14 protein-coding genes and 1 pseudogene are annotated in these 13,225 nt (G+C 64.6%); 6 read left to right on the forward strand and 9 right to left on the reverse strand.

Going from position 1 to position 13,225, the window contains the following annotated elements:
• Positions 1 to 154 precede the first annotated feature (154 nt).
• Positions 155 to 1,048: a LysR family transcriptional regulator gene (locus GKC28_RS12115; RefSeq protein WP_174147160.1), complete on the forward strand. Its 894-nt coding sequence runs from the start codon at positions 155 to 157 to the stop codon at positions 1,046 to 1,048.
• A 15-nt stretch (positions 1,049 to 1,063) separates the two neighbouring features.
• On the opposite strand, the gene GKC28_RS12120 is transcribed toward GKC28_RS12115, so the two are convergent.
• Positions 1,064 to 1,972, reverse strand: a complete 909-nt coding sequence (locus GKC28_RS12120) for a LysR substrate-binding domain-containing protein (protein ID WP_174147162.1) — start codon at positions 1,970 to 1,972, stop codon at positions 1,064 to 1,066.
• 289 nt (positions 1,973 to 2,261) lie between these two features.
• Between GKC28_RS12120 and GKC28_RS12125 the strand changes: the two genes are divergently transcribed.
• From GKC28_RS12125 to GKC28_RS12140, 4 genes are read left to right on the forward strand one after another with little or no spacing between them, the layout of a single operon-like run.
• A complete protein-coding gene (locus GKC28_RS12125) occupies positions 2,262 to 2,879 on the forward strand; it encodes a paraquat-inducible protein A (protein ID WP_174147163.1) in 618 nt (205 codons plus the stop codon).
• Positions 2,846 to 3,490 carry a paraquat-inducible protein A gene (locus tag GKC28_RS12130; protein WP_174147164.1) on the forward strand — a complete coding sequence of 215 codons (645 nt, stop codon included), beginning with the start codon at positions 2,846 to 2,848 and terminating at the stop codon, positions 3,488 to 3,490. Before GKC28_RS12125 ends, GKC28_RS12130 begins: the two co-directional genes overlap by 34 nt.
• Positions 3,477 to 5,561: an MlaD family protein gene (locus GKC28_RS12135; protein WP_174147165.1), complete on the forward strand. Its 2,085-nt coding sequence runs from the start codon at positions 3,477 to 3,479 to the stop codon at positions 5,559 to 5,561. Before GKC28_RS12130 ends, GKC28_RS12135 begins: the two co-directional genes overlap by 14 nt.
• A 1-nt stretch (position 5,562) precedes the next feature.
• Positions 5,563 to 6,120 carry a membrane integrity-associated transporter subunit PqiC gene (locus GKC28_RS12140; protein ID WP_174147166.1) on the forward strand — a complete coding sequence of 186 codons (558 nt, stop codon included), beginning with the start codon at positions 5,563 to 5,565 and terminating at the stop codon, positions 6,118 to 6,120.
• 31 nt (positions 6,121 to 6,151) lie between these two features.
• Here GKC28_RS12140 and GKC28_RS12145 read toward each other — a convergent pair whose 3' ends face one another.
• From GKC28_RS12145 to GKC28_RS12175, 8 genes and pseudogenes are all read right to left on the reverse strand, one after another.
• Complete coding sequence (locus GKC28_RS12145; protein WP_174147167.1) at positions 6,152 to 6,490, reverse strand: RidA family protein; 339 nt, start codon at positions 6,488 to 6,490, stop codon at positions 6,152 to 6,154.
• A 9-nt stretch (positions 6,491 to 6,499) separates the two neighbouring features.
• A pseudogene (locus tag GKC28_RS26830) lies at positions 6,500 to 6,649 on the reverse strand (FAD/NAD(P)-binding oxidoreductase); the annotation flags it as partial.
• 12 nt (positions 6,650 to 6,661) lie between these two features.
• The gene (locus GKC28_RS12150; protein ID WP_368041115.1) at positions 6,662 to 7,894 is read right to left on the reverse strand and encodes an FAD-dependent oxidoreductase; all 1,233 of its coding nucleotides are present in this window, start codon (positions 7,892 to 7,894) and stop codon (positions 6,662 to 6,664) included.
• The gene (locus tag GKC28_RS12155) at positions 7,881 to 8,192 is read right to left on the reverse strand and encodes a (2Fe-2S)-binding protein (protein WP_174147168.1); all 312 of its coding nucleotides are present in this window, start codon (positions 8,190 to 8,192) and stop codon (positions 7,881 to 7,883) included. Before GKC28_RS12155 ends, GKC28_RS12150 begins: the two co-directional genes overlap by 14 nt.
• A complete protein-coding gene (locus tag GKC28_RS12160; protein ID WP_174147169.1) occupies positions 8,167 to 9,267 on the reverse strand; it encodes an FAD-binding oxidoreductase in 1,101 nt (366 codons plus the stop codon). Before GKC28_RS12160 ends, GKC28_RS12155 begins: the two co-directional genes overlap by 26 nt.
• Before the next feature lie 69 nt (positions 9,268 to 9,336).
• Positions 9,337 to 10,329, reverse strand: a complete 993-nt coding sequence (gene dctP, locus GKC28_RS12165) for a TRAP transporter substrate-binding protein DctP (RefSeq protein WP_174147170.1) — start codon at positions 10,327 to 10,329, stop codon at positions 9,337 to 9,339.
• A gap of 45 nt (positions 10,330 to 10,374) precedes the next feature.
• Positions 10,375 to 11,673 carry a TRAP transporter large permease gene (locus GKC28_RS12170; RefSeq protein ID WP_174147171.1) on the reverse strand — a complete coding sequence of 433 codons (1,299 nt, stop codon included), beginning with the start codon at positions 11,671 to 11,673 and terminating at the stop codon, positions 10,375 to 10,377.
• Positions 11,670 to 12,140: a TRAP transporter small permease gene (locus GKC28_RS12175; RefSeq protein ID WP_174147172.1), complete on the reverse strand. Its 471-nt coding sequence runs from the start codon at positions 12,138 to 12,140 to the stop codon at positions 11,670 to 11,672. Before GKC28_RS12175 ends, GKC28_RS12170 begins: the two co-directional genes overlap by 4 nt.
• Before the next feature lie 112 nt (positions 12,141 to 12,252).
• Here GKC28_RS12175 and GKC28_RS12180 point away from each other — a divergent pair, with 112 nt between their 5' ends.
• On the forward strand, positions 12,253 to 13,215 hold the full coding sequence (locus GKC28_RS12180; RefSeq protein WP_174147173.1) for a LysR family transcriptional regulator: 963 nt from the start codon (positions 12,253 to 12,255) through the stop codon (positions 13,213 to 13,215).
• Positions 13,216 to 13,225 lie beyond the last annotated feature (10 nt).

A 13,225-nucleotide genomic window follows, 5' to 3' on the forward strand; every position in this document is an offset into this window, starting at 1 on the left:
AGCAACTGGAAACGCGGAGCCGGGAGACCGTTATAGTGCAGGCCGGAACTTACTGCTGCCCATCCCATGCAGCCATGACAACTGGCGCAAGGATGTTGCAAACTTTGCAACCAATTCCTACCATTCAGGGACCCCTTTCAGATGGAGAAGACAGGTGGAAATCGACTGGCTGGAAGACTTCTTGGCCCTTTCGGCCGCGGGTGTGTTTGCCCGCGCCGCGGATGCGCGGAACATAAGCCAGTCAGCTTTTACGCGACGGATCAAAAACCTGGAAAACTGGACGGGGACACCATTGTTTGACAGGAGCGTGCACCCTGTCGAATTGACCGCGGCAGGCAAGGCTTTCAAGCAAACCGCCATCGACACAGTTGCGGCGCTGAAGCAATCCAAAAGCGATATCCGCAGCCTGTCCCGCCAGGAAGCTTCCGTGCTGGACTTCGTCGCGCTTCACACCCTGGCCATTTCCTTCTTTCCGGCGTGGCTCACGCGCATGTCCAGTCACCTTGGACCCATCAAATCCAGGCTGGTTGCGGAAAACTTCTCAGGCTGCGCGGAGGCCATACTGTGCGGAAGCGCAGACTTCATGCTGTGCTACTACCATCCCGCTGTCCCCACGATTTCTGATGAGAGCCGGTACCCGTCCTCGACGATTGCCAAAGACCGGATCATAGCTGTCAGCAGTGCCGATGCTGACGGGCGCGCCAAGTTCAGCTTGGAGGGCGATGACCCGGTGCCGCTACTATCCTATTCCCCCGACACCTTTTTGGGCCGGGTGTCCCAGGTTTGCCTGGAACGGGGACACTTAAGCGGCAAAGTGGAGCCCATCTACGAGAACTCGGTTGCTGAAGCGCTCAAATCCGCCTGTCTCGCCGGGCTGGGAATTGCTTTCCTGCCCGAAGGGGCCGCGGAGCGGGAGCTGAAAGACGGAACACTGCACAAAATCAGCCGGCCGGAATTCGAACTCGTCATTGACATAAAGCTTTACCGTTCAATCGAACGTTCCAGAGCAGAACTGGAACGCTTCTGGATGCTGGCCCAAAACCTTTGAAAACCGCAGCAGAGTTTACCGCGCTGCTGAGGCTGCGCTTTCTGCCAGCGTCCAAAACCGCTCCACGGACGGGCGGCTTCTTTCAATCGATCGGTACAGCTTGATGGTCATGCGGCGTTCAGAAGCGTCGTCGCTGATGCGCGCAAGCTTACCCTCATTAAGCATTGGCAGGATTGTCATCCTTGGCAGCCAGGCAATTCCCAGCCCTTCCGCACAGGCTGCTTTCTGAGCCTCAGCCACCGAGTTTTCGCAGCGGATCTCCAGTTTTTCTGCCACCCCCGCCCGCTTTATGGAAATCTCGCTCAGCCGCCCCAGAAAGCTCTCCGGGGAATACGCCAGAAACGGCAGTTTGCCTTCCTGATCGAAACGGTAGAGCGCGTTGCCGGAATTGTCGGTGCCGGACACGGCAACAAGCCTGTCCTCCGCGATCTTAACTGACGGGTAACGGTCATCTTTGGTCATAGTGGCGATGGACGGATGATCGTAACACAGCATGAAATCTGTTGTTCCGGCCATAAGCGTTTCTACACAGTCCGAAAAATTCTCAACCGCAAATTTGGTGTTGATCGGTCCGATGGCGGCAGAGAGGCTTTTTATCCACGCTGGGATGAAGGAAATCGCAAGTGTGTGCAAAGCGGAAATACTGATGACGTCCCCCTCCCGTCGTGCAAGCTGCTTCAAGTCCTGCCGGGCAAAACGGAGCGCATTCACGGTCTCATGGGCCGTCGGCCGGAAAGCCTCTCCGGCTGCCGTCAGAACCACCGGATGCACGCTTCTGTCAAACAGGGCAGCTCCCACCCAGTGTTCCAGATTCTTGATCCTGCGCGTGAATGCAGACTGGCTGATGTTCCTGGCGCTAGCGGCCTTAGCAAAGATTCCTGCTGAGGAAAGCGCGAGGAAATCCTCCAACCAATCAATTTCCATACCTGCTCTCCTTCGGGCGCAATTGACTGTAGCCGCGAACAAAGACTGAAGGCGTTGCAAACCTTGCAACTCCCTTGCAAATTACATGTGGAAGTCTGACATCAGTACCTGTGGGCCTGGATGGCTGCTAACGGGAAGTTCACCGCTCTGCCGCCGCAGTCCAGGCTCTGCGCGGCCGCGAAGCGCGCCATGTTCGCATTGATATGGCCCGCATTTTCGTCATCATAAGCACCAGCTGCCGCTCAAACACGCAGCATCTGGTCAGACGGCGAAAACGGACAGCGGAGACATGCATACAGATCAGCTCATTGCCTGCCCGACCTGCGACGTGCTGAACCGCGACCAGGACGTTAAGCCCCGTACGGTTGCCCGCTGCGCCCGCTGCGGCACGGTGCTGGCGGCGCCCAAGTCGGGCGCCATGACACGGATCGCGATGCTGTCGCTGACCGCGCTGATTCTACTGGCTGCCGCGGCCGGTTTCCCGTTCCTGGAGCTGAGAGCACAAGGCCTGTCGCATCAGGCGTCGGTCCTGGACGCTGTGCTGGCCTTTTCCAGCGGGCCGATGGCGCCCCTGTCCCTGGCGACCGGCCTGCTGATTGTGCTGCTGCCCGCGGCACGCTATTGCGCGCTGATCTATACTCTGGCGCCGATGGCCCTGGGCTGGCACCCCGCGCCGCACGCCGCCACGGCCTACCGCTGGGCAGAGCGGCTGAAACCCTGGGCCATGGCCGAGATCTTCATCATCGGCGTGGCGGTGGCCCTGGTCAAAGTCTCCGGCCTGGCGCGCGTCGGGCTAGGGCCGGCCTTCTGGGCCTTTGCCGCGCTCCTGGTGGTAACCATTCTGACCGACAACGCAATTTGCAGGCTGACCGTATGGAAAACTCTGAGAGCCCGCAGCGCTTCCTGACCGCGGCAGCCGCCGGGCTGGCTGGCTGCCGCGCCTGCGGGACCGCCAACCCTGGCGGTGCCCGGGCCTGCACTTGCTGCGGCAGCCCGCTGGCAGCTGCCGACCCCGCCAGCCTGCAGCGCGTCTGGGCATGGCTGGCGGCGGGGCTGATCGCCTATGTGCCCGCCAATGTCTACCCGATGCTGCGCACCACGACCTTTGGCCGCACGTCCGAGAACACGCTGATCGGCGGCATTGCCGAACTGTTCAGCCACGGCTCCTATGGCGTTGCTTTGATCGTTTTCTTCGCCAGTATCGTGATCCCGGTGGCCAAGTTCCTGGCCATCGCCTATCTGGCGGTATCCGTCCGCAGGCCGGCAGCCCTTGGCAGCCATGGCCGGCTGATGCTTTATGAGGTGGTCGAATTTATCGGGCGGTGGTCGATGATTGATGTCTTTGTGGTGGCAATCCTGACCGCCCTCGTCCAGCTTGATTTCGCCGCTGCCATCGCCCCCGGTATTGCAGCGGTCAGTTTTGCAATGTCGGTTGCCTTCACCATGCTGGCGGCCCAGAGTTTTGATCCGCGCCTGATCTGGAACGCGGAAAGCGAGAATTTGAATGACCACGCCTGATCCCGCCCGGATGAACATCACGGCCCGCCGCCCGTCGCCGTGGCGCAACCTGTCACTGGTCTGGCTGGTGCCGCTGGCGGCGCTGGCGGTTTCTCTCGGGGTGGCCTGGAAGGCCTATTCCGAGCGCGGCGCGCTGATCACCATCAGCTTTGAAAACGCCTCTGGCATTGCTGCCAATGAAACCACCGTGCGCTACCGCGACGTGGTGATCGGCCGGGTCGAGAAAGTCGGCTTTGCCGGCGACCTGAGCAAGGTCTCCGTCCAGGCCCGCATCGACAAGGACATCGCCCCCTACCTGGATGCAGACGCCGTCTTCTGGGTGGTCCGCCCGGAAGTGTCGGCACGCGGCATATCGGGGCTCAGCACTGTGCTATCCGGCGTCTATATAGAAGGCAGCTGGGACCAGAACCCAGGTTTCGCGCAAACCAGCTTCGAAGGTGCCGACCGGCCGCCGCTTGCGCAGCCCGGCCGCGGCGGCCGGCGGATCACCCTGCGCACCGATGACGGGCGGATGATCTCCGAAGGCGCACCAGTGCTGTTCCGCGGCATCGAGGTCGGCCGGCTGGAAAAGCCGCGCCTGACGGTCAGCGGCGACAGCATCGTCGTTGATGCCTTTATCGAAGCCCCCCACGACCGGCGCATCAACTCTGCCACCCGGTTCTGGGACAGCTCCGGCTTCTCGGTCTCGATCGGACCCGGCGGGCTGTCGCTCGACGTAGACAGCATTGCCTCGCTGGTGGCCGGCGGCATCGAATTCGGCTCCGTGTTCGACGGCGGGCAACCGGTCGGGCCGGGCACGGTCTTCGACGTCCACACCGACGAGGCCGCCGCCCGCCGCACCGCCTTTGCCCGCACCCTGTCCGGCGGAGTTGCTGTCTCAGTCGCCTTTGACGAGTCCGTGGCCGGACTTGCCAGCGGCGCCGCGGTCAACCTTCGCGGCGTCAAGGTCGGCGAAGTCAGCAGCCTCAATGCGGCCATTCAAAGCGGCAGCGACGAAGCCGAAGTGCAGCTGATCGCCAAGCTGCTGCTTGAACCCGCGCTGATGGGACTGCCGCCCGGATCCGGCGAGGCCGAGGCTCTCGATTTCCTGGAGCAGGCAGTGGAGGGAGGCCTGCGCGCCCGGCTGGCCTCCGCCAGCCTGTTCAGCTCTGAGCTGATCGTCGAACTGGTGACGCTGGAGAGCGCGGGGCCAGCGCAGTTTGCCCGCGAGGCCGAGCCGTTTCCGCAACTGCCCAGCGCGCCGTCAAACCTACCGGATTTCACCGCGACCGCCGAAGGCATGCTGGAACGCATCAGCGAACTGCCGGTCGAAGAGCTGATGGCACAGGTCATCGCGACGCTTGCCAGCATCGAAAGCCTGGCCTCTGCCGAAAGCACTCGCCAGACACCGGCGGCGGCCGTCGCCTTGCTGGAAGACGCCCGCGCCCTGGTGACCGACCCTGGCACCCGTGCCCTGCCGGGCGAGCTGCACGCTGCTATCGCGGACTTGCGCGCAATGGTGGCAGAGCTGCAGCAAGGCCGGGCAGCGGCCAATTTGGCCGCAGCACTGGAAAAGGGCAGCGAAGCCGCCGCCAGCCTGGCCGACGCCTCGGACGAACTGCCTGCGCTAGTCGCCGCCTTCAACGCCTTGGCCGCCAAGGCCAATTCGCTTGAGACCGAGGAGCTGATCCGCTCCGCCAGCCAGCTGATGAACAGCGCCGATGCGCTGATCGGCACCGCGGATGCCCGCGCCCTGCCCCCGGCGCTGACCGGCGCGCTGGAGGAAATGCGCGCCACGCTGGAGGAAATGCGCCAGGGCGGGCTGGTCGAAAACGCCAATGCCACCATGGCCTCGGCCCGCGGCGCCGCCGATGCGGTGGCCGCCGCTGCCGAAGGCCTGCCTGCGCTGTCTGCCCGGCTGGAGCGCCTCGTGGCCCGGTCCGAGGCGCTGATTGCCTCCTATGGCGCCCGCTCCAGCTTCAACTCCGAAACCCTGGACGCGCTGCGCGAAATCAGGACCGCCGCCCGTGCAGTGTCCCAGCTGGCGCGCAAGATCGAACGCGACCCCAATTCCCTGCTGTTTGGAAGATAAGATGATTAAAGTTCTGAAATTGCTGCTCCCCCTTGCTTTGCTGGCAGCCTGCGCCGGGGGCAACGATCCCCGCTATCTGATTTCTTCTGCCCCTGGCGAGACGGGGACCAGCCTGCGATCCCGCTCGATCGAGGTGCGGCTGGTGTCGCTGCCCTCCTACGCGGCCGCTGCCGACATCGTTGCCGAGGGCGAAGGCGGCGCACTTTACGAGCTGGGTGGCGCGCAATGGGCGGATGACCCGGCCCGCGGCATGACCGCCGCACTGGCCCGCGGGTTGAACGAGCGCACCGGCGCCGCCGCAGCCATCGAACCCTGGCCGCTGAACAGCGGCCCTGATGCGCGTCTGGATGTGCGGGTGGATCAGGTCTATGCCCGCGCTGACGGCCAGTTCGAGCTGTCCGGCCAGTTTGCGATCTCCTCACCCGGGGGCACGGTGCGGGAATTTGTGAAACGGTTTGATATCACCACGCCCGTCACCGGCACCGGCCCGTCCGCCACCGCCGATGCCCTGGCTGTGGCGCTGGCAGAGCTGGCCCGCCAGGTCTCACAGTCCCTGTAGACCGCCCGGTCGATGCCTTCCGGTGTGCCTGTCAGCAGGCGGCGGTCACGATGATTTCCACCTTCAGCTCCGGCCGCGCCAGCCTGGCCTCGCCGCAGGCCCGGGCCGGGGCGTGGCCCTCTGGCACCCAGGCATCCCAGACCGCGTTCATTTCGGCAAAATCCTTCATGTCGGCCAGCCAGACAATCGCCTGCAGGATCCGCTGCGGCGAGGAGCCTGCCTTTTCCAGCAGCGCTTCGACCCGGGACAGGCAGTCGCGGGTCTGTTCCGCGACATCGGCGCCGTCACCTACCTGGCCACAGAGATAGGCCACGCCGTTGTGCTTCACGATCTTGCTCATGCGGGGGCCGGTTTCAATCCGTTCGATCATCTCTTTCTCCTATTCGGCGGCAGTGGCGGATGGGTCTTCCATCGCTGCCAGTTCGCCCAGTGTCACGGGTTTTATCGGCGGACGGATGCGGTAGTAACCGGTCTCATCCGGGGTCTGCCCGTTGGCCTCCGCCAGCAGGGCAGTCACGGTCAGCCCGCAATAGCGGCCCTGTCACGGCCCCATACCCGCGCGCCCGAAGGCCTTGGCCTGGTTCGGGCCGAGGCAGCCGAGCCTGGCATAGCTGCGGATGTCGCCTGCGGTGACTTCCTCGCAGCGGCAGACGATGGTGCTGTCCGCGGGCCGCAGGGCTGCGCCGTAGGGCGGGTAGGCCGCATCCAGGAACGGGCGCACCGCGGTTTCCCGGCTGCGGCGGCTGAACAGCGGGGCGGCCAGGCGGTCGCGCTCCGTTGCGGTGATCCGGCCCAGCTCCTCTGCCGCTTTCAGTGCTGCAATCCGCCCGGCATATTCGGCGACCATGGCGCCACTGATGCCGGCGCCGTCCCCGGCGATCAGAACACCGTCCTTGCCGGTCTCGCCCCAGGGGCCGGTTTCAGGCACAAAGCATTGCTGCGCCTCGGACCAGAAATGCGGCACATTAATCGAGCGTGCGGTCTGGGTGTTCGGCACCACCCCGTGATGCAGCAGCACGGTATCGCAGGAGATGCGGTGGTCTTGCCCCTTGCAGCGGAAGGTCACCGCTTCGGCCCGGGTGCTGCCCGCCACCGCGATGTCCGTCGCGCCGGTATAGCGCGGCACGCCGGCGCGCTTGATCTCCGCCAGCATTTTCAGCCCCTTGGCCAGGTAACGCCAGCCTCGCAGCGCTCCGGGAAGGTGACGGCCAGCGGCCAGCGGGCTGGCCGCTGTCTGTGTTTCGACCAGCGCCAGCGGCGGCGTGCCCGCACGCACCATCTGCGCCGCGATCAGGTAGAGCAGCGGCCCGCTGCCGGCAAGCACCGCCTGGCGCGGCAGCACGCCGGACTGCTTCAGCAGGATCTGCGCGGCGCCTGCGGCCATCACCCCGGGCAGGGTCCAGCCGGGGATGGGCATCGGGCGCTCCAGCGCGCCGGTTGCCAGGATCACCCGCGCGGCCTCCAGCTGTTCACCGCGGCCAGCGCGGATGAAGGAGATGCGGAAGCCATCCTCGATGGCCCAGACAACGGCACCTGACAGATGCGTGATCCCAGCCTGGCCGAGGCCCGCCGTCAGGGTTGCCCCGTGCAGATACTCTTGCCCCAGAATGGCGCCGCGCGGGCCCGCGGCGCGGTCCACCTCGCGGTAGATCTGCCCGCCGGGGCGGTATTGTTCGTCCAGCAGGATAACGCTCAGCCCCTGTTGGGCTGCCTCGGCAGCGGCGGCCATGCCGGCCGGGCCGGCGCCGATGATGGCCAGATCACAGCGCTGCATCATTTGCCTCCGCTTCATGCGGGCGGGCTATTTTCATGCCCTCTTCCACTTCCAGCATACAGGCCTGCTGTACGCGGCCGCCGGTCTCTACCAGGCATTCGAAACAGGCGCCCATCATGCAGAACGGTGCCCGCGGCGCGCCGGAGACCGGCGTGTGGCGGAACACCTGCACGCCAGCGGCCAGCAGCGCGGCGGCCAGATTGGCGCCTGCAGGCAGGTCCAGCGGCTGGCCGTCGAACCAGACCCGCACGCGGGGGGCATCGTCCGCCAGCTCAAGAAACGGGGAATCGGTCTTCACTGAACACCTCCAGATCAGGGGCGGCGGCGGTGCCTTCCAGCCAGTCCGGCAGGAACAGCGCATGGGCCGCGGCCAGGGTGATGCCGCTGTGGCAGGTGACAAGGTAAGCGCCCGGCATCTCGGGGCTTTCCTGGTAGATCGGCAGGCCGTCGGGCGACAGGATGCGCAGCGCGCCCCAGCTGCGCACCAGCTGCGCGCGGGCCAACGCCGGATAGGCGGCGATGGCCTCAGCGGCCAAGCCGGACAGACCCGGCTGCGTCACCCCGTCGTCCAGCCCAACCTCCTCGTTGGTGGCGCCGATCTGAATGCCGCCCTCATCCACTTGGCGGGCAATCAGCGAAGGGCGGTTGATCAGTTTCGGCATCTTCTCAGTAATCAGCACCTGGCCGCGCTGCGGCCGCACCGGCGCCTTGAAGCCCAGCTTGGGGCCCAGCTCCATCGCGCCCAGGCCCGCAGAGAGCACAACCCTGTCAGCCGTGACCGTGGTGCCGTCGCTGCACTGGACCTCGAACGCATCCGGCTTGAAGACCCCAGTGACAGTCTTGCCATTCAGAACCGTGCCGCCCAGCCGCCGCACGTCGTCGGCCAGCGAGACCAGCAGGCGCAGCGGGTTTGCGTGGCCATCCTGATGATGCAGGATCGCGCCCGCCACCTTGGGGCCGATATGCGGCTCCTCGCGGCTCAGCGCATTGCGGCCCAGAACCTCGTAAGGGTAGTTGCCGCCCAGCTTGTCCTTCAGCGCATCGTACTGCGCGACGGTGGCATAGAGCGTCTCTTCGGAGAAATGCAGGTCATAGCCGCCGTTCTGCTGCAGCCCGACGGAGCGGCCGGTGCCGTCCTCCAGCTCGGCGGCAAATCCGGCCCAGGCGGCGGCGGACTGCTGGCTCCAGCTGGCATAGCGCGGCTGCTTCATGCCCTTGGACTGCACCCAGACCAAGCCGAAGTTGCCGCGGCTGGCGCGGAACGATCCATCATCGCCGTCCAGAACCGTCACGCGCTTGCCGCGCCGCAGCAACCCCCAGGCCACCGACAGGCCGACAACGCCGCCGCCGATCACTGCATAATCTGCTTCCATCCTGCCGTATCCCAAAGGTTGGCTGCGGTTGCGGGGCGGCGCGCGGCCGCCCCGGTCTGTCAAGCGGGATTACTTGCCGATCTGGTCAAGAATGCCCTGGCCCCAGTCGGCGCCAACGTCTTCCAGAACCACCGGCCAGACGTCCTCCCGCACCTTGGCAGCCATCGCCGCCAGTTCGTCGCCGCTCAGATCGACCACCTTGGCCCCCAGCTCATCAGCCAGGCGCTGTTCCCACTTGCCCTGGTCCTCTTCGGCCACGGTCCAGCGCTGCGCCTCGAAGTCAGCAGCGGCGGCTTTCAGCGCCTCCTGATCTTCGGCGTCCAGCTCAGCCAGCGAGCCGTTGGAGATGATCATGTACCAGACCTCAAAATGGGTGTTGGCGGGCACATAAGCCTTGGTCACATCGCGGAAGGACGCGTAATAACCCTCGGCGCCGGAGCCGATCACGCCGTCAACCACGCCTGTCTGGATCGCGGTGAACGCCTCGGAGAACGGGATCGGCGAGGGGATGTAGCCAAGCGCTTCGCCGGTCAGCTGGAAGCTTTTGATGCCGGGCACCCGCACCTTGATGCCGTTGGACTGCGACGGGTCGCCCGGGTTGACCGCATCGGTGTTCAGCGCAATGCCGCCGAAGTAGACCGGGTAGGCCGCCAGCATGGTGATGTCCTGCTTGGCATAAAGCTCTGCCATCACGTCGCGCACCGCACCGCCGGGGCCATAGATCTCGCGCGCCTCGGCCCAATTGTTGGCCAGGTAGGGGAAGGAGCTGATCTGCATCCGGCGGTCTGCCGCGGCTGCGGCCGGCTGGGTCGCCATGTCGATGGCGCCGACGCTGATGCGCTCCTGCACGGTGGTGTAGTCGCCGAGCGCAGAGGCCGGGAAGATGTTGATCGAAACGTCGCCGCCGGTGGACTCGTCCACCTGGGCTGCAAAGGCGCGCAGCTCCTTGTCGATGGTGGTGTCCTGCGGGCGCACGTGGCTCATCTTGAGGTCGGCGGCCGTGGCGAGGCCCGCCAGCGACATCAGGGCAGCAGCAGCGGTGCCGGTCAGAAAGTGTTTCATAGGTAGTCTCCTCCGTAGGGTGTCAGGGGTGTGTCAGGGATGGGGTCAGTAGCCGAAGAAACGCGGCAGAAAGAGCGACAGGTCGGGCCACAGTGAGGTCAGGAAGACCACCGGCACATAGCCTGTCAGGATCAGGATCATCGCGGGCGGGATCACCTTGGTGACCTTCACGTTGCCGATCCGCGCGCCAAGGTAGAGGATCGAGGCATAAGGCGGAGTGACGCCGCCCATCGCGGTATTGACGCCCATGATCGCGGCAAACTGGACCGGGGTGACGCCGATCGCCTGCATCAGCGGCAGCAAGAGCGGCGCGATCAGGATGATGGCGGTGACGTCGTTCACGACCATGCCGACCAGAAACAGCAGGATGTTGATGAAGATCAGCAGCAGCACCTTGTTCTCGGTGATCTCGAAGATCGCGCTGACCATCTTCTGCGGGATCGCCTCATAGACGAACATCTGGCTCAGGATCATCGAGAACAGGATCATCACCATGATCGCGCCGACGGCGGTCGCGGCTTCCTTGCCAGCCTCCAGAAAGCTGTTCCACTTGAGGCCCTTGTAGATGAAGAAGCCGACCGGCAGCGCATAAATCACCGACAGCGCGGCGGCTTCGGTCGGGGTCATGATGCCGCCGTAGATGCCGCCCAGGATGATCACCGGCATCAGCAGCGCCGGGGTGGCGTTGAAGCCTTTCTTGGCCACATCGCCCGCCAGCTGCGAGAAGCCGGGTGCGTCGTCCAGCACCAGGTTGAACTTGCGGCTCATCCACAGGTTCATGGCCGAGAAGTTGAACATGATCAGCAGGCCCGGCCCCAGGGTCGCCAGGAAACAGGCGAGGATCGAGGTGTCGGTGACCCAACCGTAGACGATCATGGTGACCGACGGCGGGATCAGCAGGCCCAGAATGGAGGAATTGGCAATCAGTGCAGTGGCGTATTCCCGAGGGTAGCCGCGCTTTTCCATCTCCGGGATCAGCAGCGGGCCGATCGCGGCGATGCCGGTCAGACCAGAACCCGAGATCGCGCCGATAATGGCACAGCTGACCGCGGCCACAACGCCCAGACCGCCGCGGATATGGCCGATGAAGGCATTGACAAAGTTCAGCAGCGAGGCGGCGATACCGCTGGCTGACATGATGGTGCCCGCCAGAACGAACAGCGGAATGGCCAGCAGCACCGGGTTGCCCAGCTGCTGGGACCCCCACAGCATCATGCCCTTCATGGTCACATCGCCCAGGAAATACATGATCATCAGGGCGGCGCCGAAACAGTAGGGCAGCGGCACACCCAGGGTCAGGGTCAGCACCAGAACGGCAATGGCAAGGAGTGCGATTTCAATCATTTTGCGGCTCCGGCGCGCAGGGCATTGATATGGCGCAGCAGATGCACCGCGGTGTAGAGCATCATCAGGGCCAGTCCGGCTGCCAGTGCTGCTTCGGAATAAAACGTGGGCAAGTAGAGCGTCGGGCTTTCCTTCCAGACCCGCCAGGCATAGAGGGTGTAGTCCCAGGCCCAGGTCAGCAGCCACAGGCCGACGGTCAGGCTGATGATTTCACCGATAATCGCCAGCACGGTGTGGTCGCGCTCTGTCTTGATGGCGATCTCCAGCACGTTGGCGCGGATGTGGGTGTCCTCGCGCGAGGCGTTCACGGCACCGAGGATGTAAAGCCAGATGGTCGGGTAGAGCATGGTCTCCTCCAGCCCCATCACCGGGATCTGCAGCAGGTAGCGGGTGACCACCTGGACGAACTGCCCAAGCGCCACCAGGCAGATCAGCCCGGTCAGCAGATATTTTGAAAATGTGTCCATCTGTCCTCCTTCCGGCGTCCCCGCACCGGGTTTGGCGGATTTGGCTGGACAAAGGGCATAAGATCAATTTCAAAATATCTGTGACTCCATAAACTGCTTTGATACCCCTGCCATGAACTTCTCGATCCGCCAGATCTTCACCTTCCGCGAGGTCATGCGCAGCGGCTCTATCTCCCAGGCCGCGCGCACCGTCGGACGCACCCAGCCCGCCGTCAGCACGATGATCTCCACGCTGGAGGGCGAACTGGGCTTCAGCCTGTTCGTGCGCGAGCAGGGCAAGCTGATCCCGACGCCGGAGGCCCGGTTCTTTCTGGAGGAATACGAGACCGTGCTGGAGCGCATCGAGCGGGTCGAGCGCACGGTGAGCAAGATCCGCAGCCACGAGTCGGGCAAGCTGCGCGTCGCCTGCCATCCGGCGGCGGCCGGGCTGTTCATGCCGCGGATTCTAACGGATTTTCTGCAGGGCAAGGATGAGCTTGAGGCGGCACTGATCATGCGCTCCTCGGACGTGATCGAGGACCTGATCGCGTCGCAGCAATTCGACATCGGCTTTGCCGAGACCCCTGCCCCGCGCCCCTCTGTCCGGCAGATGGATTTCGATCTGGAATGCGTCTGCGTCGTCCCCGCCAGCGACCCGCTGGCACAGGCCGCGGAAATCACCCCGCAGGATCTGGACGGCAAACCGATGGCGGTGCTGTTCGATCAGCACCCGCTGACAGTCCGGACTGAGGCCGCGTTTCACCGAAGCGGCTGCCGGTTCCGCAAGCGGCTGGAGCTGCGCACCTGGGCCCCCGGCCTGCAATTTGTTGCGGCAGGCATCTGCTACATGATCTGCGACATGATCACCGCCTACAGCTGCCTGCAGCAGCGCCAGACCACTGAGGATCTGGCGTTTCGCCGGTTCCGCCCGCGAATCGGAACCGGCGTGTCGATTCTGACACCGGGCTACGCCACGCAGTCACTGACCTCCAAGGCGTTCACCGCACAGCTGTGCAGCGCCATCGAGAACATGCAGGCGGAAATGGAAACCTGCCTTGGCCAGCAAGGGCAGGCCTCCCCCGCGCCTCCTCAGTAATGCGCACTGC

It is taken from the genome of Leisingera sp. ANG59, assembly GCF_013317235.1.
Taxonomy (GTDB): domain Bacteria; phylum Pseudomonadota; class Alphaproteobacteria; order Rhodobacterales; family Rhodobacteraceae; genus Leisingera.

Coding starts and splice junctions, on each gene's coding strand:
- GKC28_RS12175 (WP_174147172.1), bottom strand. CDS start 12,140: ATGGACACATTTTCAAAATATCTGCTGACCGGGCTGATCTGCCTGGTG.
- GKC28_RS12150 (WP_368041115.1), bottom strand. CDS start 7,894: ATGCAGCGCTGTGATCTGGCCATCATCGGCGCCGGCCCGGCCGGCATG.
- GKC28_RS12125 (WP_174147163.1), top strand. CDS start 2,262: ATGCATACAGATCAGCTCATTGCCTGCCCGACCTGCGACGTGCTGAAC.
- GKC28_RS12160 (WP_174147169.1), bottom strand. CDS start 9,267: ATGGAAGCAGATTATGCAGTGATCGGCGGCGGCGTTGTCGGCCTGTCG.
- GKC28_RS12130 (WP_174147164.1), top strand. CDS start 2,846: ATGGAAAACTCTGAGAGCCCGCAGCGCTTCCTGACCGCGGCAGCCGCC.
- GKC28_RS12170 (WP_174147171.1), bottom strand. CDS start 11,673: ATGATTGAAATCGCACTCCTTGCCATTGCCGTTCTGGTGCTGACCCTG.
- dctP (WP_174147170.1), bottom strand. CDS start 10,329: ATGAAACACTTTCTGACCGGCACCGCTGCTGCTGCCCTGATGTCGCTG.
- GKC28_RS12120 (WP_174147162.1), bottom strand. CDS start 1,972: ATGGAAATTGATTGGTTGGAGGATTTCCTCGCGCTTTCCTCAGCAGGA.
- GKC28_RS12140 (WP_174147166.1), top strand. CDS start 5,563: ATGATTAAAGTTCTGAAATTGCTGCTCCCCCTTGCTTTGCTGGCAGCC.
- GKC28_RS12180 (WP_174147173.1), top strand. CDS start 12,253: ATGAACTTCTCGATCCGCCAGATCTTCACCTTCCGCGAGGTCATGCGC.
- GKC28_RS12135 (WP_174147165.1), top strand. CDS start 3,477: ATGACCACGCCTGATCCCGCCCGGATGAACATCACGGCCCGCCGCCCG.
- GKC28_RS12145 (WP_174147167.1), bottom strand. CDS start 6,490: ATGATCGAACGGATTGAAACCGGCCCCCGCATGAGCAAGATCGTGAAG.